This window comes from Neobacillus drentensis, from assembly GCF_036965645.1.
Lineage (GTDB): Bacteria > Bacillota > Bacilli > Bacillales > Cytobacillaceae > Neobacillus > Neobacillus drentensis_D.
The window spans coordinates 311-23,435 of record NZ_JBALPZ010000050.1 but is presented as its reverse complement, the minus strand read 5'-3'; the positions used below and the strand labels follow the sequence as shown (position 1 = coordinate 23,435).

Here is a 23,125-nt window from a genome sequence, read left to right as displayed (position 1 = left end):
TGCGGAGGGATTTTCCTTCCACAGGTATTTTTACATAATCAAAATTAGGGAGCAGATAAGAAATGGAAAATGAGAGGAATTCGAATCGGGCAGTCAACATTTATTTGGCAGGTGATTCGACGGTTGCTAATTGCCCGCCTCTTGAAGCACCCATGGCGGGGTGGGGTCAGGTCTTTCAATCCTTTTTCACGGATAAGGTAAAAGTCCATAATCATGCAAAAGGTGGAGCCAGTACAAACAGTTTTATTGAAGAAGGACGGTTAGAAACGATTCTAGAGTCAATTCAGCAGGGAGATTATTTGTTCATTCAATTTGGACATAATGACCAAAAACCATATGGGACAGAAGCCTTTACAACGTATCAGTCATACCTGACAGAATATATTAAAGGTGCTAGGGAAAAAGGAGCTACTCCGATCTTGATTACCTCCGTAAATCGCAGACATTTTGATGAAAAGGATAACTTAGTGCACTCACTAGGGGACTATCCTCAATCAATGATTCAATTAGCTGGACGGCTGGAAGTACAGCTAATTGATTTATTAACAAAGACAAGTAAGCTATATGAATCATTAGGTGTAGAGGGTTCAAAGCAATTATTTACATGGTTTGAGCCTAATGTACATCCTAATTACCCAGAAGGGATACAGGATAACACTCATTTTTGTGAACACGGAGCAAGTGAAGTCGCCAAATTAGTCGTAGAAGGAATAAAGGAATTACAATTACCTATCACTGATTTTATGAAAGAATAGATTGATAGAATCATTAAGCCTAAATACAAATACTGAGGTGAAGTCCATTGGGCAAAAAGTTATATCACGGAGCAGCTTATTATCCTGAGCTATGGGATGAAAACGTAATAAATGAAGACATTGAAATAATGAAACAAACAGGAATTAATGTTGTAAGAATGGGTGAATTTGCTTGGTCCAACATGGAGCCGGAAGAAGGAGAGTTTGATTTATCCTTCTTTAAGAATGTAATTACTAAACTCTATGAAAATGGTATTGAGACTGTAATGTGCACCCCGACTCCCACACCGCCAATCTGGTTCACAGACGGACACCCGGAAAGGATGTATGTCGAGCGGGATGGAAGAGTTATGGGACATGGCTCAAGACAGCATGCCTGCACCAACCATCCCTATTTCCGTGAAAGAGCTACGCTGATCACGGAACATATTGCTCAAGCAGTGGGATGTCTCACAGGTGTAATAGGCTGGCAGATTGATAATGAATTCAAATGCCATGTAAGTGAATGTATGTGCACTTCATGTAAAGAATTATGGCATCAGTGGTTAGAGGAGCGTTATGGGACGATCGAGCAGCTAAATGAAGCATGGGGTACGCAAATTTGGAGTGAATATTACCACAGCTTTGAACAAGTACCACAGCCAGGTCATGCACCATTTTTACACAATTCATCATTAAGTACGATGTATCAATTATTCTCTATGGAAAAAATTGCGGAGTTCTGCGATGAACAAGCAGCGATTATTAGAAAATATTCAGGTGCACCGATTACCCATAATAGTTCCGTTATGTTTAGTGTTGATAATGAGAGACTCTTTCAAAATCTTGATTTTGCTTCATTTGATACATACGCCACCATCGATAATTTCCCTGCCTACCTTATTAACAGCGATTTGTGGCGGAACTTTAAGAAAGGCAAAGACTTTTGGGTAATGGAAACGAGCACTTCGTATGCAGCATCACTCGAGAGCTATGCAAGCCCGCATCCCAATGGCTATTTAAAAGCCGAGGCTGCTGCAGCTTATGCATTAGGGGCGGAAGGATTTTCATATTGGCTCTGGAGACAGCAGCGTGCCGGCTGCGAGCAGCCGCATAGTTCGGTTATCAGTGCATGGGGAAAACCAACAGTGGGCTATGCCAATGTGCTGGAAGTAGAGAAGATGAGAAGAGAAATCGAACCGATTATCCTTGAAACAAGACCGAGTCAGGCAGAATTGGCCATCACCTATTCCGATCGGGCAAAGGCATTTTTGAAAACGGAATCACACCGTGGGTTAAATCACCGCGCGTTAGTAACAGATTTTTATGAAAAAGTATTATCAATGGGGATCCATCGCGACCTTATTCCTGAAGGGGCAAGCCTTGAGGGATATAAAGTATTATTGACACCGTTTATCCCTTATGTGTCATCAGAGTTTTTAGCCCGTGCGAGGCAATTTGTTGAAAATGGCGGAGTCTGGATCGCAGGTCCTTTAACAGGAGGAAGGACTGAGTCCCATACGGTCCATACGGATCGAGCTTTGGGAGAACTTGAGAATACTGCTGGTGTGGAGGTTTTATTTACTTATCCTATGGATAACAGTGGAACCATCGGCCGTGCCTTTGATGTATCTGCACCGCTTGGAATGTGGAGTTCAGTATTCGAATTTGACCAAGAAAAGTCAGTTGGCATCATTGAAGAGGGACTTTCTGAAGGAAAATCCTTTATTACCGAGCATCGTCTTGGGGCAGGAAAAATGGTCATGCTTGGTTCCATGCCTCAAGGGGCGGATGGAGCTCTAATGTTACAGAAACTTGTGGATCATTATTCACTAGAAGCCAATTTATCACTTCGAACAGACGTAACAAAAGGAACCATTGTTGCTCCAAGACAGGGTGATGGATATACTGTTTGGTTTGTAATCAACATGGACGGGAATGGTGGAAGCGTCACCTTGCCAATGGAAGGAATCGATTTACAGAATAATAGAAAAGTAAGCCCGGGAAAACTTGAAATCGGCAAATTTGAATATAGGGTCATTCGTATTAATGATAAGGAGTGTTTTAGATGATACGAAAAGCAACAGTCATGAAGATGTTTGAAGGATTTCACGAAGAGTACAAGAAACGCCATGATGAAATATGGCCCGAGCTGGCGCAAGAATTAAAAAATCACGGAGCCCATCATTACTCGATTTTTCTTGATGAAAAAACGAATAATCTGTTTGCCTATGTTGAAATCGAAAGTGAAGAAAAGTGGAATGCTATGGCTCAAACCGAAGTTTGCCAGAAATGGTGGGCTTATATGAAAGATATTATGGAAACCAACCCTGATAATAGTCCGGTAGCCATCGAACTAAAGCAAGTATTTTATTTGGATTAAAGGTTGGGTTACGTCATTAAATTTTTGAACGCAGCTTACTTAGAAACAGGATAGCAATCGTTAAAAAATATATAGAAATAGTTGAAATCCATATCATGTCAGGTGATATGGTTTTTTATAGTTTTAATTTATTTGAAACCATCTCTAATTTTCTAGTATTTCAGTGGTTTAAAAAAATTGTAGAATGATATACAATATAAGGAATATGATTACGCTTACACTGCGCTGAATTAAAAGTTTTGAATATTCTAAATTAAATATTTGGAGAAAACATGAATGAAGAAAGTTTTTAATTTATTGAAAAGAAAATATGCGAATCTAAAAATTAAATATAAATTGTTTATTTTAGTTTCATGGATTATGATTAGTTCCTTTTTATTCACCTTCCTTGGATTACAATATGCTTTTNNATATTATAGAAAATGAACTCCAAAAAATGGAAGATGTTTCTTACAATATCTTAACAGATCCTCAAATTCAACAGTACTTAGCAACAAAGGGTGAAAAGAGAACAGAGTACGAGAATTATCGTATTCATTCAAATATGGTGGATAAATTATTAAGCTACGTGAACAATGAGAAATACATACAATCCGTCATTCTTGTCGATACGAATGGGGAAGAGTACGTTGCTGGGCCTAGATCTTTTAAATTACCATCTGATTTAAAAATGAGTATTTTGCGAGAAGCATTGTTAGCAGATGGAAAAAACATCTGGGTTAACCCCCATGGAAAGGATTTTACGATTGTCACAGCTCGAGAAATAAGACAATATAAGAATTTGAGTTTTGAACCACTAGGTACATTGATTATTAATATGAATATGGACAAACTTGTCAGCAGCCTCTTTGAGGGATCAAGTAAAATTGATGGCGAATTTTTAATTACCAACGATCAAGAACTTATTTATCCGACAGAATCTGCAAGTCCATTGGAAAAAATAGCCATGTCTATAAATGAGAAACCTGGCTATCAAATAAAAACGATCGAAGGTAAAAATTATTTTCTGGTTCACATCAACTCTCATTACTTTGATTGGAGTTATGTAAATGCCATACCATTTAATCAAATCTTTAAAAATATTAGTTTCATAAAAACAGTACTTATTATCATTTTTATTTTAATGTTTTTTATTGTAACGTTTCTCGGCATCAGATTTGTTAGAAATATAACTATTCCTCTAGAAAACTTAGTTGAAGGTATGCATTATGTGCAAAACGGCGATTTTAAGGAAGCTCAGAAGGGTTTCATGAAGTCTTCCGTTCTCTCTAATGATGAAGTAGGTAAGTTGCATGAAACCTTTCAAACGATGACTCAACAAATGGATGAATTAGTAAATGAAAACCTCACTAAGCAGCTGACAATTAAGGAAACTGAATTTAAAGCTTTACAGGCACAGATCAATCCGCACTTTTTATACAACACGTTGGAGTCAATTAACTGGCTCGCTAAAATGAATGATCAAGACCAAATATCGAAGATGGTTGAAGCACTTGGTTTTCTGCTGCGAAATTCAATAAGCCTAAAGAAACGGCTCATCCCGATTGAAGATGAGTTAAACATTGTTAAGAATTATATTGTCATACAAAAATATAGATTTGAAGAAAGATTGGACTTTAGCATGCAGGTGGATTCTGACCTGTTTGATGCCTATATACCTAAATTAACCTTGCAGCCCCTAGTGGAAAATGCTATCCATTATGCGTTGGAGAATATGGTAGATGTATGTAAAATAAGAATTTATTCTGTAGTAAATAAGGATTATTTTCAGCTAATCGTCGAAGATAATGGCCCTGGAATGGAGTCTTCTTTTCTAGAAAAGTTAAAGAAAGGGGAGGTAAAGACAAGGGGACAAGGAATTGGCTTAGCCAATATTATGGAGCGGATTAAACTTTCATTTGGAAGCGATTACGGAGTTGAAATTGAAAGTGAACCTAATAAAGGAGCTAAAATCATTTTAGTTCTGCCATATGACAGGGGGGAAGAACATGTACAAAGTATTGTTAGTTGATGATGAAAGAATCATAACCGACGGTATGTCAAAAGTGATTAAATGGGAGTCAATCGGGACAAGTTTAATAGGGACGGCGAAGAATGGACTTGAAGCCTTTGATAAAATCACACAGAATAAACCGGATATTGTAATTAGTGATATTAAAATGCCTGGAATGAATGGACTTGAATTGGTAGCAAAAGTACATGAACATTATCCAGAGATCCGTTTTATATTGTTATCAGGGTTTAGTGAATTTGATTATGCCAAGCAGGCAATGGTGTATGGGGTAAAACATTATTTGCTTAAACCCTGTAATGAAAATACGATTATCGAAGCACTTAAGGAAATAAGTGAAGAGTTAAATCAGGAGAAAGAACGGGAACAATTTATTACAAATATGCAAGAAACCCTTGAGAATGTTCTTCCCTATGCAAAGGAACAGTGGTTAAAGGAATATATAACAAATATTTATGCAAATACCGACTCTACTTCCTATCAAAAACTTCTTGAGTTCGATTTGGACCTATCCAATGTTCGACTAGTTTTATTCCAGATAGAGGGCTCATTTCAAGTTGAGCAATTGTTTGCCATAAAAAACATTGCTGAATTGAATTTCAAATCATACATTCTTAGTTGCTCAGTAGGTGAATTAATTTTAATCCTTTTGAGGGATGATGGTGAACATAGTCAGCTGCATGAAAAAATTGAAAAGATTAGAAAAAACTTTTATCAATATTATCAACTAGATTGCACCATTGCTGTGAGTGAAACGGGGAAAATCAGCCATGCGAATAAATTATACAAGGAAGCACTGGATTGTCTAAATTATCGTTTTTATTTAGGTGAAGGCAGTATTATTACCAAAGAAGACATAGATAATCAAAATGACGATTATGATCAGCAGGAATTTTATTATGATGATCAGAAATTCTGCCGAATGGTTAAATCAGGGTGCTGGAGAGAAGTTGAGGATGAAATTAACAGTTTTTTCAGCTGCTTAGCCGATTTAAGATTAGATATTAGTGCAACCAAATCCTATGTCATTCAACTTTTTAATAGCATGATTCGTTTGTGCGATGCCCATAGTATGAACTCCTACTTAACGAAGCTGCAGGTTCTATTAGAATTAGAAACGATACATAGCATGAAGTCCTTTTTCAAGGATATCGCCGCGGAAATCACGGATGTATTTTTTCAACAAACCAAAAATAAACATTCCTCCATTATTAGCAGAGTACTTGAAGTTATTGAAAATCATATCGCAGATCCTCAGCTTAGCCTGCAATGGGTTGCAAATGAGATGTTGTATATGAATGCTGATTATCTCGGAAAGCTGTTTAAAAAAGAAACGGGTGAGAAATTCTCTAATTATCTGACTCGAGTCCGCATTGGTAAGGCGATTTATATGATTATCAATGAAAGTGATGTGAAAATCTTTGAGTTAGCTGAAAAAATTGGGTTTGGAGAAAATGCCCAATATTTTAGTCAGGTTTTTAAAAAGCAAACTGGGTTTACACCTTCTGAATATAAACGAGAAGCAGTCCAAGGTATGTAATATGAGACAAAAGGGGAATAAAACGATGAAAAAACTATTAATCTCCATTTTACCCCTGGTAGTAATGTTGGCTTTTACTGGTTGTTCAGAAAGCAGCAGTGCGGATTCTTCCAAGAATCAAGAAGAAAAAATCACCCTTAGGTTTGCTTGGTGGGGCGAACAGCCTAGAAACGATTATACATTGAAGGTTATAAAATTGTTTGAAGAAAAGAACCCAGACATCCATATTGAATTTGAATTTTCAAATTGGGATGACTATTGGAAACGGTTGGCCCCTATGGCCGCTGCCAACCAGTTACCAGACATTATGCAAATGGATCTTCTCTATTTAAAAGCATATAGTGCCAACAACTTACTTGAAGATTTAACACCCTACATCGAAAATAACACCATCAATACAAAGTACATTGATGAGAAAATCCTTTCAGGGGGGAAAGTAAGGGACAAACTATATGGTTTCCCATTAGGGTTAAATGCCCCTGCTGTAATCATGGATTCCAATTTAGTTGCTTCTGCAACCAATCAGGTCCCTAAACAGAACTGGACCTGGGAGGAATTTGAAAGAATAGCTATGGAGGTTCACAAACAAAAAAATATATATGGAACGAATGGAATGAAACCGCCAGAGGTATTTTTCCCCTACTTTCTACGCACCAATGGAAGAGATTTATATAATTCTGATGGCACTTCATTAGGATATGAGGATGATCAATTATTTGTCGATTACTTTGATAGGCAATTAAGATTACTAAACGAAGGAGCTTTCCCGAGGGTTGATGTAACAGAACAGATTAAAGGGATTGAAGATGAGTTATTAGTGAGACAACAAGCTCCGATGACATGGGCCTATTCCAATCAATATTATGGTTTTTCAAAAGAATCAGGACGCTCGCTGGAGATTTATGCGCCGCCAGGGCCAAATCAACAGACAAGTTTGTCTGTCAGAGCCAGTATGCTTTTTTCAATCACCAATGGCTCGAAACATAAGGAGGCCGCCGCAAGATTTATTAACTTTTTTGTTAACGATATAGAGGCTAATAAGTTAATTAAAGGTGAACGAGGTGTTCCTGTTTCATCCAAAGTGGCGGAGACCGTTAAAAAGGATCTATCCACAGAACAGAAAAAAGCTTTTGACTACGTATTTAATGTTGAAAATACGAATAGCAAGGTTGAGATAGCAGATCCAATTGGAGGAATTGAAGTTGTTCATATGTTACAGGATATCTCTGAACAAATTCTTTTTAAAAAAATCACACCTCTAGAAGGGGCACAGAAATTTAGAAAAGAGGCAAATGAAATACTTAAGAAAAATAAATAAATAACTTAAAAGACTCCGTTGGGGATTGTGTATAATCCCAATCGGAGTCTTTTTTATTTTTAATAATAGAATGTCTGATTTTTAAACAAACTACTCGGTTATTTATATTCAGACAATTCTAATAGTGAAGGTATAATTACAAATGTAAACACTTACAAAAAAGAATAAGGGGGATTCAATTAATGAAAAAATTCATGGTTATGCTGTTTTCACTGATTCTAGTATTCTCATTAGCAGCATGCAGCGGAAGCAGTACCACAAGTAAGAGCGAATCTGATGGGAAAGAAAAAGCTGCAAGTAAAGATGAAAAAGTTACACTTCGTATTGCTTGGTGGGGATCACAGCCAAGACATGATTACACCTTAAAAATCATTGATATGTATGAGAAGCAAAACCCTAATGTGAAGATTGAAGCAGAATATGCGAGCTGGGATGATTACTGGAAAAAGCTAGCTCCACAAGCAGCTGCGAACCAGTTACCTGATATTATTCAAATGGACCTTTCTTATTTCTCACAGTATGCTGAAAACAATCAAATCGCTGATTTGACTCCATATTTAGATAAACAAATCGACACCAAAGACACGAATCAAAATATTATTGATGGCGGAAAACTTGGTGACAAATTATACGGACTCAATGCAGGGGTAAACGTACTTGGTTATCACTATGACCCAGCCTTACTTAAAAAAGCCGGTGTAGAATCTCTTAATGAAAACTGGACATGGGATGATTATAAAGAACTCGCCAAAAAAGCAAAGGCTGCAGGCCTATTTGTAGATACTGGTGTTAAGGCAGACGTATTCTTTAATTATTATTTAAGAACACAAGGAAAGTCCCTTTATAGCAAGAATGGTACAGGTTTAGGATATAAGGATGACAAATTATTCGTAGATTTCTTCAAAATGACTTCAGGTTTAGTAAAGGATAAAGCGGTTCCAACTCCTGACTATATGGCACAGGTAAAAGGAATCGAAGATGATCCTGTTGTAAAACAAAAAGCAATCGGTATTTGGCAATGGTCTAACCAGTTTGTTGGCTTACAGCAAGTTGCAAACAGACCGCTTGAAATCAGCAACATGCCAGGACCAGATAGTGATAAAGGATTATTCTTAAAACCAAGTATGTTCTGGTCAATTGGGAATAACTCTGAGCATAAAGAAGAGGCAGCAAAGTTTATTAACTTCTTAACTAATGATATTGAGGCCAACAAATTAGCGCTTGGAGATCGTGGTGTACCGGGATCTGCAGCAGTCAAAGAAGCCTTAAAGCCGCTGCTTTCTCCAGCACAGCAACAAGTATTTACTTATGTTGAATGGGCTGAAAAACATAGTTCAGCATTCAATGGTCCAGATCCAGTTGGAGCAGGAGAAGTTATCGAGCTTTTTGATAGCTTGAATGAGCAAATGAGCTATGGAAACCTTAAAGTAGAAGATGCTGCAAAACAATTTAGACAACAAGCTGAAAGTATTTTGGGTCAAAATAAGAAATAATTTTAATCCGATAGCTGGTCCTTTCTCGGATCAGCTATCGCCCTTTCAATCTTAGGGTGATGGTCCGGTGAAAAGGAGATGACAAAATGGCTACACGCGTCGTAAAAGAACACGTACAAGAAAGTATTTATATCGCACCTGTGAGCGCACGTCAAAGGGCAATGAAGGAAAATATAAAAGGCTATTTATTTATTAGCCCTTTTGTGGTTGGATTCCTAGCCTTTACATTAATACCTATACTTGTTTCATTATATTTATCATTTACGAAATATAATCTATTTTCCGCACCACAATGGATTGGATTAGAAAACTATAAAAAAATGTTTACGGCTGATCCAAGGTATTGGCAGTCATTAAAAGTTACCCTCATTTATGTATTCGCTGGTGTACCGCTAAGACTAGCATTTGCACTTCTAATTGCGGCGATATTAAATACGGCATCTCGGGCAGTTGGCTTATACCGTTCCTTATTTTATCTGCCATCACTGATTGGCGGGAGCGTGGCTGTCGCAATTATGTGGCGTAACATCTTTGGAGACAAAGGGATTATTAATCTACTATTAGAACTGCTAGGTATCCCCAGTGTCAGATGGTTCGGTGACCCGACAGCTGCTTTATGGATGTTAATCTTTTTGTCAGTGTGGCAGTTTGGTTCCTCGATGTTAATCTTCTTAGCGGGATTAAAAGGGATTCCAAAAAGCTATTATGAAGCCGCAAGTGTGGACGGAGCTAACGGATGGCATAAATTCATCAAAATTACCCTTCCCATGTTAAGCCCAGTCATCTTATTTAATGCAGTCATGCAGACGATTGGTGCCTTTATGACATTTGTTCCAGCGTTTATCATTTCAAAAGGTACCGGGGGACCTTTGGATGGAACACTTTTATACTCCCTTTATTTATTCTTACAAGGTTTCGAATTCTTCAACATGGGCTATGCCGCTGCAATGGCATGGGTCATGCTCATTATCGTAGGGGTTTTAACGGCTATCATTTTTGCAACATCAAAATTCTGGGTTCACTACGAATCAGAAGGAGGGAAATAACGTATGCGGATAAAATCAGTAAAATGGTGGACTTATCATATCCTTGTAGGTGGATTTGCCGTCCTAATGCTTTATCCGGTTATTTGGCTTCTGATGAGTTCGTTTAAAGAAAGTAATGCCATCTTCGTAACAGCCAAATCACTAATACCTGATCCCTTTATTTTGGATAACTTTGCTGAAGGCTGGAAGGGGATTGGCGGCAATTCCTTTGGAGTGTTTATAAAGAATACTGCGATTTTAGTAATCGTAACTTTAATTGGTCAAGTCATATCATCGTCTTTAATTGCCTTTGGTTTTGCAAGATTAGAATTTAAGGGTAAGGCACTCTGGTTTGGACTTATGATGGTAACATTGATGCTGCCATATGAAGTTGTCATGGTTCCGCAATATATCATCTTTTCAAAACTTGGATGGCTTAACTCGATTAAGCCGATTGCAGTACCAGCATACTTTGGGCATCCATTCTTTATTTTCTTACTAGTTCAATTTATCCGCACGATTCCAAGAGAATTGGATGAAGCAGCAACGATTGATGGGTGTAATACCTTTCATATTTTCTATAAAATCATCTTGCCATTAATTAAACCGGCCTTGGCAACGGCGGCGATTTTCTCCTTCTATTGGACTTGGGATTCCTTACTAGGACCGGTTTTATACTTAAACAGTCCCGCAAAATATACGGTTTCAATGGCATTAAATATGTTCTTAAGTAATGAAACCGTTTCTAACTGGGGTGCCATGTTTGCCATGTCCGTAGTTACCTTGATTCCTGTATTTGTTATCTTCTTTATCTTCCAAAGATATGTGGTAGAGGGAATCAGTACAAGCGGATTAAAAGGTTGATGATTCGTGCCATTCCTTAATTTAGGAGTGGCAGGGCTTGATCAACTTTAAAAAAATCAGTAGGAGGATGGGTATGGAGACTTCGAGTATTTTGGGCGGTATTTATAAACTTATGGATTGGATCTCGAAACTAGCGTTATTAAATCTTTTATGGATTGCTTCTACTATTTTAGGTTTGGGTGTTTTCGGATTTTTTCCTTCTACTGTGGCGATGTTTGCGGTTGTCCGTAAATGGATGCTGGGCGAAGAGGAGGTTTCAATTGTTAAAACCTTCTGGGCTTCTTTTAAAATGGAGTTTGTAAAAAGTAATCTCCTCGGTGTCTTTGTTGTGGCTGCGGGGTTGGTGTTATATGCAGATCTGTTATTCATCCAAAGCGCAGCAAAAAATATGGCTGCATTTCTTTATATACCATTATTCATCATTACTTTTATTTTGGTATGTACGCTTTTTTACCTCATTCCGATTTTTGTCCATTATGAAATGAAATTAACGGATGTAATCAAGAACTCATTTTTTGTTATGATTATTAATCCATTGTCCACTCTTTATATGTTGATAGGAAGTTTTGGTATCTGTTTTGTTCTATCCTATGTACCGCCAATCTGTATCTTATTTAGCGGGAATTTATTAGCAATGTTATTCATGAAACCGGCATGTCACGCGTTTAACAAAATTCAGCGAAAGCAAGAGGTTTACCTACAGGAACAAAGTATATAGGAATCGGGTTCCCTAAATGGCTGCCCGGTTTTTTTATAAATATATTAAAGGAGGATTAGGACGGCATCTTAGAATCTTCTCATAAAGAATTTCGCTATTATTCTTTACTAGGAGGAAAATTGTGATTAAAAAATTCTCAAAAAAGAAGTTACCGGTTGTCGTAAGTTCCGCTATGGTCTTATCAATGTTTTCAGGAATTGGAATGACCACTCCAAAACAAACGCATGCTGCTGAGTTGACTAGTCTCAAATTTGACTTTGGATCCGACACTAGTCCTGTAGCAAAAGGCTACACACAAGTGACTAATAATATGATATATAGCAGTGAAAGGGGTTATGGATTAAACAAAGCTGTAGATTTTAGAGATAGAGGTGCACCTGATGATCTTCGTAGAGATTTTATAAATGGAACAAACTATACCTTCTCAGTGGATGTTCCAAATGGTGAGTATTATGTAAGCGTAATAACTGGGGATCAATCAGCTAGTAATAAAACTAGTTTTACCGTAGAGGGACAATCACTGGGTACTATTTCTACAAGTGCTGGTAGCTTTGCAGAAAAGTCAAAAATTGTGACGGTCCAAGATGGTCAGCTTAACGTTGAAATTGGTGATAATGGCCGGGTAAATGCGATTGAAATTATCCCAATGACAGCTCCAAGCGGATTAGCACTCACAGAAAAAAATCTCTATCCGGATACCTCTGTCTCCTTAAAATGGGATGAAGTAGAAGGCGCGGCAAGTTACAATGTTTATAGAAAAGCAGAAGGAGAAACGGCGTCCATTAAAGTTGGTACCACAAGTACTCAGGAATTTAAAGACGAAACCGTTCAACTTGGTTTTAAATACGAATATAGCGTAACCCAAGTAAATGAAAAAGCAATTGAATCAGCAAAAAGTACTCCAATAAATGTTGCTCTAGTAGATGAAACGAAGGCAGTACCAAAGGCCCCAACCGGTACAACACTCATCCATTCAACAGACAAATCTCTTACTTTCGATTGGAATGGATCAGATGAAGCTTTGATGTATTACGTATATCGATCAAAGTCTCCACAAGGGCCATTTGAAAGGGTAGGTATATCAAAAAACGGGGGATTTTCCGATCAGTCTGTTTCACCAACTAGACATTATTACTACAGAGTTTCAGCTGTAAACCTTGGAGGTATTTCTGATCCTTCCAATACGATTGAAACACCAATAACAAAAGTGGTTCAACGTCAAATGGAAAAACTCAATCGAGGTTTAGTTGCTGTTAAGGTGGAAAACGGTGTTTATGTGGGCTGGCGTATGTTAGGGACAGATCCAGAAGGTGTCGCCTTTAACGTTTATCGGGACGGACAAAAGGTTAATAAAGAGCCTATTACATCGAGCACAAACTTTTTAGACAATAATGGAACAAAGGATTCCAAATATGATGTCCGTGCCGTATTTAATGGAAACGAAGAACCGATTGCTGAAGCTTCTGCGACGGTTTGGGGACAGAATTATTATGACCTCCCAATTCAGAAACCTGAGGGTGGGACTACGCCTGATGGAAATTCCTATACATACAGTGCCAATGATGCAAGTGTAGGGGATGTGGATGGAGATGGTCAATACGAAATCATCCTTAAATGGTATCCAAGCAATGCAAAGGATAATTCCCAATCAGGCTATACTGGAAATACGTATGTTGATGCTTATAAGTTTGATGGCACAAGACTGTGGCGGATCGATTTAGGCAAAAATATTCGTTCCGGGGCCCACTATACACAAATGATGGTTTATGATTTAGATGGAGACGGTAAAGCCGAAGTTGCCATGAAAACAGCTGATGGAACCGTTGATGGTCAAGGAACTGTAATTGGTGATGCTAATGCGGATTACCGGAATTCAAGCGGCTATGTTTTAAGCGGGCCAGAGTTTTTAACTATATTCGATGGCTTAACGGGGAAAACACTAACAACTGTCGATTATGATCCGCCAAGAGGCAATGTCGCTGATTGGGGAGATAGCTACGGTAATCGTGTAGACCGCTTCCTCGCTGGAATTGCCTATCTGGATGGGGAAAGGCCAAGCCTGATTATGGCAAGAGGATATTACACAAGAGCGGTTATCGCGGCTTATAACTGGCGTGATGGAAAATTAACGAAAGTGTGGACGTTTGATAGTAACAAATCAGGGAATGAGGGGTATGCAGGTCAAGGATATCACAATTTAAGTGTGGCTGATGTGGACCAGGATGGCAAAGATGAAATTATCTATGGTGCAGCAGCTATCGATGATAATGGAACCGGTCTTTATACCACTGGATTAGGCCATGGTGATGCCCAGCATCTAGGGGATTTAGATCCAACAAGACCAGGCTTAGAATTTTTTGCTGTACATGAGCATACCGATGCCAAGTACGGAATTGAATTCCGTGATGCGGAAACAGGAGAAGCCATTTGGGGTGAATATACCGGAAGAGACACTGGGAGAGGCTTGTCTGCGGATATTGATCCAAGATATCCAGGTGAGGAATCATGGGCTGTAGGGGGAGCATGGAATGATCCTACTGGAGGTTTGTTTACTGCAAAAGGGGAGAAAATCTCAACTAGCATTCCCGGAGCCAACTTTGCGATTTGGTGGGATGGTGACCTGCAGCGAGAAATACTAGACCATGGGAATTTTGATGATACTAAACAAGTTGGAGTCGGAACGATTTCAAAGTGGGACTATCAAAATAATAAACAAGTTAATATTTTAACCGCGAATGGGACTTACTCAAACAATGGAACAAAAGGAAACCCAAGTTTACAGGCAGATTTATTAGGTGATTGGAGAGAAGAGGTCATTTGGAGAACGGAAGATAGCAGTGCATTACGTATCTACACCACAACAGATGTAACCGAAAATCGTATTCGGACACTCATGCATGACCCAGTTTATCGTTCAGGTATTGCCTGGCAAAATGTTGGCTACAATCAGCCGCCACATACTAGTTTCTTTTTAGGAAAGGATATGGCTGCTCCTCCAGTGCCTAGCATGTACTTAAATAAAGTGATTCCTGCTAATGCCGATGTCAATCCGAATTCAATTAATACGAAACAGACAAACGGTAACGTTCCTTTAACTGTTACTGTTGAATTGGATAAGGAGCATGAAGTGTCAGAAATCAACTCTGCTACAGTGAAAATGGTTGTCAATGGTAAAACGATCTTTGCCGAATCTCACCCGTCTGTCAATGGAGAGAAAACAAATAAGTTAATGGTTAAATTTGATAGACAACAAGTTTCAGAAGCTTTAAAAGGATACAATGGAACTGTTCAAATTAATATTAATGGGTTCTTACATGACGGGGAAAGCTTTAATGCGAAGGCTGAATTAATTTTAAAATAATTCGAAAAGTGGGAGAGATAGCCATTAATAGGCTTTCTCTCCCATTTGAATTCATTTTAAAAAGTTGTGGTTACATACCGTTTTAAAACTAAATTAAAATGCAGGAGGGTGAAAGAATGACAGAGATAATACCACTTTGGGATGAGTTAAAGCTTGAAGAAACTGGTCCAAATGAAAGTGCTCCAAGCATTCAGCCATATTTGCTTGAAGGACCCAGGCCCTTTCCTGTTATGATCATTGCCGCAGGTGGAGCTTATGCAAGACGAGCAGAACATGAGGCTTACCCGGTTGCAGAATGGTTAAATTCAATTGGAATTTCAGCGGTGGTTCTCAACTATCGGGTTGCGCCTTATAAATATCCTGTTCCATTAAATGATGCGAAGCGGGCAACCCAAATGGTTCGATATCATGCTGCAGATTGGAATCTAGATCCCAATCGTATAGGGATTCTTGGTTTTTCTGCAGGTGGACATCTCGCATCAAGTGCGGGGACTCATTTTGATTTTGGAAACCCAGTTGCAGAAGACCCTATCGAACGATTTAGCAGCCGTCCTGATTTGATGGTGCTTTGTTATCCCGTAATCTCGATGGGAGAATTTACCCATGAAGGAAGCCGATTAAATTTATTAGGTGAAAAACCAGAAGCTGAGTTAGTTGAACGATTATCCATTGAAAATCAAATTACTGAGCAATCACCGCCGGCATTTTTATGGCACACAGCCGACGATGCCTCCGTGCCTGTCGAAAATAGTTTAAGGTTTGCAGCGGGCTTAAGCCGTCATAAAGTTCCTTTTGACCTTCATATCTTCGAAAGTGGCCGGCATGGGTTAGGTTTGGCTGAAGAACATCCCGAGGCCAGAGAATGGCCAAGACTTTGTGAATTATGGTTGAGGAAACAAGGATTTTAGTCATCTAGTTAACAATTATAGCTCCAAATCAAACTCGAACCATCATCCAGTTATTAAACAAGTTGAGGAGCAAAACGAAAAATTAAAGGTTAAGAAATAATCGATAGTTGCTATGCATCTGTCGATTTATTTTTTTATTAGAAGATATCTATTCAAAAACAAACAAACATGTAATATAATTAAAACAAAAGTAAATAAAAATAAAAAACCAATTTCATCAGGTTTTTTAGCTTCATTTGAAGGGATGGAGAAATAATGAAGGTAAGCTTGTTTGCAACGTGCCTTGTAGATATGTTCCAGAGTAATGTAGGTAAAGCTACAGTTGAACTGCTTGAGAGACTAGGTTGTGAAATTGAATTTCCAGAAGCCCAAGTATGCTGTGGTCAGCCAGCTTATAATAGTGGTTATACAAAAGAATCCAAAGAGGCAATGAAGCGGATGATTGACACCTTTCAGAATGCTGAATATGTGGTATGCCCCTCCGGCTCATGTGCGTTTATGTTCCATGAATATCCTCATGTTTTTAAAGGAGATCCTGTTTGGGAACCAAAGGCCAAAAAACTGGCAGCTAAGACATACGAACTCACTCAATTCATTGTGGATGTATTAAAAGTAGAAGATGTGGGGGCAAAATTTGAGGGGAAAGCTACCTATCATACTTCTTGTCACATGACAAGATTACTAGGTGTTAAAAGAGCACCAATGATTCTATTAAATAATGTGAAAGGATTAGAGTTTACCGAATTACCAGGAAAAGAGCAATGCTGCGGATTCGGAGGAACCTTCTCTGTAAAAATGACACAAATTTCTGAGCAAATGGTCGATGAAAAGGTTTGTCATGTTGAAGAAACAGAAGCAGATTATTTAATTGGTGCCGACGCAGGCTGTTTGATGAATATTGGCGGACGGATTGATCGTAAAGGCAAACCGATTAAGGTTCTGCATATTGCGGAAGTATTAAATAGCCGCTAATAGAAGTTTGTTGACCAAAAACGAGATGGCTTGGAATGGGGGAAAAATAGATGGCAATGAAAATCAGCGACCAGCAATTCAAGGAACGAGTTGATACTGGGATTCACGATTCCTTTATGCGCGGGGCAGTGGCCAGTGCACAAGACGGAATGGGTGTAAAAAGACGTGTTGCCGCTGAAGAACTTGGAAATTGGGAAGACTGGCGCTCGCATGGAGAAGAAATTCGTCAGCATGTTTTAGAACATCTGGATTATTATTTGGAGCAATTAAGCGAAAATGTGGCAAAACGGGGCGGGCATGTATTTTTTGCCCAAACAAAGGAAGAAGCCAATGATTATATTCGAGGCATTGTTAAGCAAAAAAATGCTAAGAAAATCGTTAAATCCAAATCAATGGTAACCGAGGAAATCAGTTTAAATGGTATGTTGGAGCAGGAAGGCTGCCAGGTGATTGAAACTGACCTTGGAGAATACATACTCCAAGTGGATGACCACGATCCGCCGTCCCATATTGTCGTACCAGCTCTACATAAAAATAAAGAGCAAATCAGGGATGTATTTTCGGAAAAGCTTGGTTACACAAAGACTTCCAAACCGGAGGAATTGGCTTGGCATGCAAGAGAAACGCTGCGTCAGGAATATTTGACTGCAGATATTGGAATCACTGGCTGTAACTTCGCTGTTGCCGAGACAGGATCATTCAGTCTTGTCACAAATGAAGGGAACGCGGATTTAGTTACCGCCTTACCAAAGACACAAATTACCGTAATGGGAATGGAGCGGATCGTTCCGACCTTTGAAGAGATGGAAGTCCTCGTCTCCCTATTAACCAGAAGTGCAGTTGGACAGAAGTTAACAAGTTATATCACAGTGCTAACAGGACCTAGAGAGGAATTGGATGTAGACGGTCCAGAAGAATTCCATCTAGTAATCGTGGATAATGGCAGGTCTAATATCCTTGGCGGAGAATTTCAATCCGTTCTCCAATGTATTCGTTGTGCAGCATGTGTCAATGTTTGTCCCGTTTATCGTCATGTCGGGGGCCATTCCTATGGATCCATTTATGCAGGACCAATTGGAGCGGTCTTATCACCATTACTCGGGGGCTATGATGATTACAAAGAACTTCCTTATGCATCGACACTTTGCGGGGCCTGTACCGAGGTTTGTCCAGTAAAAATTCCGCTGCACAACCTTCTTCATAAGCATCGAGAAGTAATAGTTGAAAAAGAAGGAAAAGCACCAATCTCCGAAAAACTGGCTATGAAGGCATTTGGCTTAGGTGCTGCTTCACCAACTTTATATAAAATTGGATCGAAAATGGCTCCGGCAGCAATGAATCCATTTACAGTTGGAGATAAGATTTCAAAAGGACCTGGACCGTTAAAAGCCTGGACCGATATTCGCGAGTTCCCAGCACCAAATAAAGAAAGATTCAGAGATTGGTTTAAAAACCGAGAAAAAGGGGGCAAATGATCATGGCAGGAACTATACAAAATCGAGAATCCTTTCTAAATCAGATTGCCACAAGACTTGGGCGTCCGCGAATCTCAACACCCGTTGAGAGACCAAACTGGAATTTTCGCCCTCAAGATGAAGTGCTGAAAGGTGCTTCACAGGATGAATTAGTAGAAGTTCTAAAAGAACATTGTAAGAAAATTCATACAACTATTTATACGGTTGATAAGAGCGAATTATCCTCAACTCTTAATGAAGTTGTCACTAATTTTGGCGGAGGCCCGATTGTCACATGGAAGGATGAGCGGTTTTCCCAGTGGGGACTCGATTCTCTAATGAAGCAAGAATGGCCAAACCAAAATATTGACGTACATGAATGGGATCATACAAAGGGCGAAGAAAACATTGCGAAAGCAGAGCAGGCTAATGTGGGGATAACAATCAGTGAAATCACACTGGCTGAATCGGGAACAGTTGTTTTATTTAGTGATGAGAATAAAGGCAGGACCGTAAGTTTTTTACCAGCTGCCTATATTGCTTTAATTCCAAAGAGTTCTATTGTTCCTAGAATGACACAAGCAGCGCAAAAAATGAGAGAAATCCATCAGAAAACAGGGCATGTTGCATCCTGCATTAATTTTATAACTGGACCAAGTAATTCAGCAGACATTGAGTTAAACCTTGTTGTGGGTGTGCATGGACCCGTAAAAGCAACTTATATTGTGATTAATGATCGTTAATAGAAAGTAAAATAAGGCTGTTCAAAGAGATCATATCAATTGATTTTTTCTGGACAGCTTTATTTATAGAATGAACTTTGCCTTTTTTTAAGGGGGATTGAAAGCGTTTTATTTATTGGCACAAAAAGGAGAGATTTTCTATGAAGGTTGGTTTTGTTGGTACGGGGTGGTTTGCCAAAACTCATGCAAGTATTTTAGGGGAAATGAATGGAGTGGATGTAACAGCTTTTTGCGGCACTAGTATGGAAAAGGCAGAGAAAGAGGCAAGGAATTGGTCAAATGCCACTGGATATATAAATGTGGAAGAGATGTTAGACAAACAGAAATTAGATGCTGTATATATTTGTGTTCCACCATACGCTCATGGGGCAATCGAGCATGCATTAATTGAAAGGAATATCCCATTCTTTGTGGAAAAGCCGCTTGCGATGAATGAAGTACCAGATGAAATTGCTAAAAAAATAGCAGAAAAAGGACTTATTACATCAGTTGGTTATCACTGGCGTTATAAGGCTTTAACAAACAAAGCAATATCGTTGTTGAATGAAAGTCAAGTTGGGATGGCACTCGGCTATTGGATGGGAAACATGCCAATGGTTCCTTGGTGGAGGGATGTACAAAAATCAGGCGGGCAATTTGTGGAACAGACAACACATATTGTTGACTTATTGCGTTACTTATGTGGTGAAATAAAAGAGGTATATGCAGCTTTTAACAATCAAATCATGGAAGCAAAGGTAGAGGGAACCACGGTGCCCGATGTCGGCAGTGTCACGATGAAGCTGGAAAATGGAATCATTGCAACCATATCCAATACCTGCATCCTCCAAAACTCGAGCAAGGTTGGACTTGATATGTATACAGATAACGGGGTTATTGAACTTAGTAATGATTTATTACGAGTGGTAAAAGGTAATAAAGTAGAAGAATACAAGGAAGAAACAAATCCTTACCTTGAAGAGAATAGGATATTTCTTCAGGCCGTCCAAACCGGAGATCTATCTAATATATTATCAACTTATCAAGATGCCTTAAAAACACATCTTGTAACAGTTGCTGCAAATCAATCTGCGATTGAAGGGAAGCCCATATATTTGGGATAAATCCAATAAAACAAAAAAAATGAAAGATTTTTGAACTTTTTATTCAAAAATAAACAAACATATATTATAATGAAAACAGAAGATAACAAACATAAAAACAAAACAAACGGAGGATTTCGGATGGTACAGAATCTTTGGAATCAAGAAACAGCTTCACAGGTAACAAAAGGGGTAAATGAATTAGTATATCGTTCCAATTTAATTGGATCTGATCGTGCAGTTTGTAACTATGGCGGCGGTAACACTTCCATGAAGACAATTGAAAAGGATTTCCGCGGCCGTGATGTTGAAGTGATGTGGGTAAAAGGCAGCGGTTCGGATTTAGCAACAATGAAAGCAAGCAATTTTACTGGTCTTAATTTAGAAGACATTCGCCCATTATTCGAACGTGATGAAATGACAGACGAAGACATGGTAGCATATCTTTCACATTGTATGATTGACAGCAAGCACCCAAGAGCATCAATTGAAACATTATTGCATGCATTCTTACCTTTCAAACATGTGGACCATACACATCCTGATGCCATCATTAGCCTTTGCTGTGCAGACAATGGTAAGCAATTAGCGGAAGAGATTTTTGGGAATCGTTTTGTTTGGGTCCCATATATTCGCCCAGGATTTACTCTTTCAAAAATGATCGCACAGGGAGTATTAAATAACCCAAATGCAGAACTAGTCTTAATGGAAAAACACGGTCTTGTAACATGGGGAGAAACTTCTGAGGAAGCATACGCAAAAACTATTCAAATTATTAATGAAGCAGAACAATATATCAATGAAAGAATGGATGAAGCTTCTGTATTTGGCGGTCAAAAATATCAGTCTCTTTCTGAAGAAGAAGCAACTAGTATTTTAGCAAAAGTATTGCCAGTAATCCGCGGCGCGGTAAGTGATGAGAAGAAAATGCTTTTAACTTACGACCGTGGTGAAGATGTACTGCAATTTGTGAACAGCTACAATGCACCAGAACTTTCACAAATCGGTGCAGCATGCCCAGATCATCTTGTTCATACAAAAATGGTTCCACTATATGTAAATTGGGATCCACAAACAAAAGATGTTGAATCCTTGATTGCTAGTGTGAAAGAAGGAGTTGCGAGCTTTAAAGCAGCTTACAAAGAATATTTTGAACAAAATAAAAATGAAGGAGACAAAATGTTTGAACCGGCACCACGTGTTATTCTAATACCAGGTGTTGGTATGGTTAATACTGGCAAGGACGTTAAAAACTCAAGAATCAGCGGAGCCTTATATCACCGTGCTATTGCTGTTATGAAGGGCGCTACAACACTAGGTGAATTTGTTTCTCTAAGTGCAAACGAATCCTACAATGTAGAATACTGGCCATTAGAATTATATAAATTATCTCTTGCTCCAGCAGAAGCAGAATTCTCTAGAAAAGTTGCATTTATTACTGGAGGAGCTGGCGGAATCGGAAGTGCAACAGCACGCCGTCTTGTATCTGAAGGCGCTGCCGTTGTTCTTGCTGACCTAAACCTTGAAGGTGCAGAAAAAGTAGCCGCTGAGATTAACGAACAATTTGGGGCTGACCGTGCGCTTGCTGTTAAAATGGATGTTACAAGTGAAGAACAGGTTCAAGCTGCATTTGAGAAAACGGCTTTAACTTTTGGCGGCGTAGACATTATTGTCAATAACGCAGGTTTAGCTACATCAAGTCCATTCGCTGAAACTACTCTTAAAGAGTGGAACTTAAACATGAATGTATTAGGAACAGGCTACTTCTTAGTTGCCCGCGAAGCATTCAAGCAAATGAAAGATCAAGCTATTGGCGGTAACATGGTATTCATCGGTTCTAAGAACTCTGTGTATGCTGGTAAAAATGCAGCTGCGTACAGCTCTGTTAAAGCTCTTGAAACTCACTTGGCAAGATGTATTGCAGCAGAAGGCGGCGAGTTTGGCATCCGCGTTAACTCTGTTCTTCCAGATGCCGTTCTTCAAGGTTCAGCTATTTGGGGATCAAGTTGGCGTGAAGAGCGTGCCGCAGCCTATGGCATTCACCCTGATCAATTAGAAGAACACTATCGCAAACGTACTACTTTACTAGTAAACATTTATCCTAGTGATATTGCTGAATCGATTGCATTCTTTGCTTCATCAAAATCAGATAGAACAACTGGTTGTATGTTAACTGTAGACGGCGGAGTACCTGCTGCGTTTACTAGATAGAATTTATTTAATAATCAATAAAAGTTTATAAATAAAAGCTTGCAAGAATTGGTAACAATACTTGCAAGCTTTTTCAATTTTATAGGTATAAACTGTGGGAATTTATTAATGTGAAGGTGCTTACATTGTGCAATGAGAGTATCTTAGAAGGGGGAGTTTTACTGAAGGTTCATTTCCGTTGCTGTCTTGTTACTCTTATAAGCGTCTGATGGTATTTGGTAACAAAGGAGGCCCAACAACGTTGAGGTTTCCACTGCAGAGAATGTTGATAAAGATTGTTAATGTTTTAAATAATAAAATTTTTATTA

17 protein-coding genes are annotated in these 23,125 nt (G+C 38.7%); all 17 read left to right on the top strand.

The window, feature by feature from the left end; translation table 11 throughout:
* Positions 1-62: 62 nt before the first annotated feature.
* The 17 genes from V7266_RS10420 (at position 63) to V7266_RS10340 (ending at position 22,817) form a co-directional block, all read left to right on the top strand.
* Complete coding sequence (locus V7266_RS10420; RefSeq protein WP_335467820.1) at positions 63-755, top strand: rhamnogalacturonan acetylesterase; 693 nt, start codon at positions 63-65, stop codon at positions 753-755.
* Positions 756-802: 47 nt separating this feature from the next.
* Entirely contained in the window at positions 803-2,806 is a 2,004-nt protein-coding gene (locus V7266_RS10415) for a beta-galactosidase (protein ID WP_335467819.1), read from the top strand.
* On the top strand, positions 2,803-3,117 hold the full coding sequence (gene rhaM, locus V7266_RS10410; protein ID WP_335467818.1) for an L-rhamnose mutarotase: 315 nt from the start codon (positions 2,803-2,805) through the stop codon (positions 3,115-3,117). The genes V7266_RS10415 and rhaM overlap by 4 nt, the downstream gene beginning before the upstream one ends.
* A 400-nt stretch (positions 3,118-3,517) precedes the next feature.
* The gene (locus V7266_RS10405) at positions 3,518-5,128 is read left to right on the top strand and encodes a sensor histidine kinase (protein ID WP_335467817.1); all 1,611 of its coding nucleotides are present in this window, start codon (positions 3,518-3,520) and stop codon (positions 5,126-5,128) included.
* A complete protein-coding gene (locus tag V7266_RS10400) occupies positions 5,106-6,668 on the top strand; it encodes a response regulator transcription factor (protein ID WP_335467816.1) in 1,563 nt (520 codons plus the stop codon). Before V7266_RS10405 ends, V7266_RS10400 begins: the two co-directional genes overlap by 23 nt.
* 25 nt (positions 6,669-6,693) lie before the next feature.
* Positions 6,694-7,986 (top strand): ABC transporter substrate-binding protein, encoded by a 1,293-nt coding sequence (locus tag V7266_RS10395; protein ID WP_335467815.1) that lies wholly within the window; start codon positions 6,694-6,696, stop codon positions 7,984-7,986.
* Positions 7,987-8,168: 182 nt separating this feature from the next.
* Entirely contained in the window at positions 8,169-9,479 is a 1,311-nt protein-coding gene (locus tag V7266_RS10390) for an ABC transporter substrate-binding protein (RefSeq protein WP_335467814.1), read from the top strand.
* Positions 9,480-9,640: 161 nt separating this feature from the next.
* On the top strand, positions 9,641-10,525 hold the full coding sequence (locus tag V7266_RS10385; protein ID WP_335467830.1) for a carbohydrate ABC transporter permease: 885 nt from the start codon (positions 9,641-9,643) through the stop codon (positions 10,523-10,525).
* Positions 10,526-10,528: 3 nt separating this feature from the next.
* The gene (locus V7266_RS10380) at positions 10,529-11,368 is read left to right on the top strand and encodes a carbohydrate ABC transporter permease (RefSeq protein WP_335467813.1); all 840 of its coding nucleotides are present in this window, start codon (positions 10,529-10,531) and stop codon (positions 11,366-11,368) included.
* Between the two features lie 73 nt (positions 11,369-11,441).
* A complete protein-coding gene (locus V7266_RS10375; protein ID WP_335467812.1) occupies positions 11,442-12,086 on the top strand; it encodes a YesL family protein in 645 nt (214 codons plus the stop codon).
* Between the two features lie 121 nt (positions 12,087-12,207).
* Positions 12,208-15,447, top strand: a complete 3,240-nt coding sequence (locus V7266_RS10370; protein ID WP_438825768.1) for a hypothetical protein — start codon at positions 12,208-12,210, stop codon at positions 15,445-15,447.
* Between the two features lie 116 nt (positions 15,448-15,563).
* Complete coding sequence (locus V7266_RS10365; RefSeq protein WP_335467811.1) at positions 15,564-16,355, top strand: alpha/beta hydrolase; 792 nt, start codon at positions 15,564-15,566, stop codon at positions 16,353-16,355.
* Positions 16,356-16,610: 255 nt separating this feature from the next.
* On the top strand, positions 16,611-17,327 hold the full coding sequence (locus V7266_RS10360; RefSeq protein WP_335467810.1) for a (Fe-S)-binding protein: 717 nt from the start codon (positions 16,611-16,613) through the stop codon (positions 17,325-17,327).
* Positions 17,328-17,377: 50 nt separating this feature from the next.
* Complete coding sequence (locus V7266_RS10355) at positions 17,378-18,802, top strand: LutB/LldF family L-lactate oxidation iron-sulfur protein (RefSeq protein WP_335467809.1); 1,425 nt, start codon at positions 17,378-17,380, stop codon at positions 18,800-18,802.
* A gap of 2 nt (positions 18,803-18,804) precedes the next feature.
* Entirely contained in the window at positions 18,805-19,524 is a 720-nt protein-coding gene (locus V7266_RS10350; protein WP_335467808.1) for a LutC/YkgG family protein, read from the top strand.
* Between the two features lie 140 nt (positions 19,525-19,664).
* A complete protein-coding gene (locus V7266_RS10345; RefSeq protein WP_335467807.1) occupies positions 19,665-20,627 on the top strand; it encodes a Gfo/Idh/MocA family protein in 963 nt (320 codons plus the stop codon).
* 120 nt (positions 20,628-20,747) lie between these two features.
* Positions 20,748-22,817: a bifunctional aldolase/short-chain dehydrogenase gene (locus V7266_RS10340; protein WP_335467806.1), complete on the top strand. Its 2,070-nt coding sequence runs from the start codon at positions 20,748-20,750 to the stop codon at positions 22,815-22,817.
* The last annotated feature ends 308 nt before the right edge of the window (positions 22,818-23,125 follow it).

What these genes read in the sequence shown, in the direction of transcription:
- V7266_RS10420 (WP_335467820.1), top strand. Translation starts at nt 63, where the DNA reads ATGGAAAATGAGAGGAATTCGAATCGGGCAGTCAACATTTATTTGGCA.
- rhaM (WP_335467818.1), top strand. Translation starts at nt 2,803, where the DNA reads ATGATACGAAAAGCAACAGTCATGAAGATGTTTGAAGGATTTCACGAA.
- V7266_RS10400 (WP_335467816.1), top strand. Translation starts at nt 5,106, where the DNA reads ATGTACAAAGTATTGTTAGTTGATGATGAAAGAATCATAACCGACGGT.
- V7266_RS10395 (WP_335467815.1), top strand. Translation starts at nt 6,694, where the DNA reads ATGAAAAAACTATTAATCTCCATTTTACCCCTGGTAGTAATGTTGGCT.
- V7266_RS10390 (WP_335467814.1), top strand. Translation starts at nt 8,169, where the DNA reads ATGAAAAAATTCATGGTTATGCTGTTTTCACTGATTCTAGTATTCTCA.
- V7266_RS10385 (WP_335467830.1), top strand. Translation starts at nt 9,641, where the DNA reads ATGAAGGAAAATATAAAAGGCTATTTATTTATTAGCCCTTTTGTGGTT.
- V7266_RS10380 (WP_335467813.1), top strand. Translation starts at nt 10,529, where the DNA reads ATGCGGATAAAATCAGTAAAATGGTGGACTTATCATATCCTTGTAGGT.
- V7266_RS10375 (WP_335467812.1), top strand. Translation starts at nt 11,442, where the DNA reads ATGGAGACTTCGAGTATTTTGGGCGGTATTTATAAACTTATGGATTGG.
- V7266_RS10365 (WP_335467811.1), top strand. Translation starts at nt 15,564, where the DNA reads ATGACAGAGATAATACCACTTTGGGATGAGTTAAAGCTTGAAGAAACT.
- V7266_RS10360 (WP_335467810.1), top strand. Translation starts at nt 16,611, where the DNA reads ATGAAGGTAAGCTTGTTTGCAACGTGCCTTGTAGATATGTTCCAGAGT.
- V7266_RS10355 (WP_335467809.1), top strand. Translation starts at nt 17,378, where the DNA reads ATGGCAATGAAAATCAGCGACCAGCAATTCAAGGAACGAGTTGATACT.
- V7266_RS10350 (WP_335467808.1), top strand. Translation starts at nt 18,805, where the DNA reads ATGGCAGGAACTATACAAAATCGAGAATCCTTTCTAAATCAGATTGCC.
- V7266_RS10345 (WP_335467807.1), top strand. Translation starts at nt 19,665, where the DNA reads ATGAAGGTTGGTTTTGTTGGTACGGGGTGGTTTGCCAAAACTCATGCA.
- V7266_RS10340 (WP_335467806.1), top strand. Translation starts at nt 20,748, where the DNA reads ATGGTACAGAATCTTTGGAATCAAGAAACAGCTTCACAGGTAACAAAA.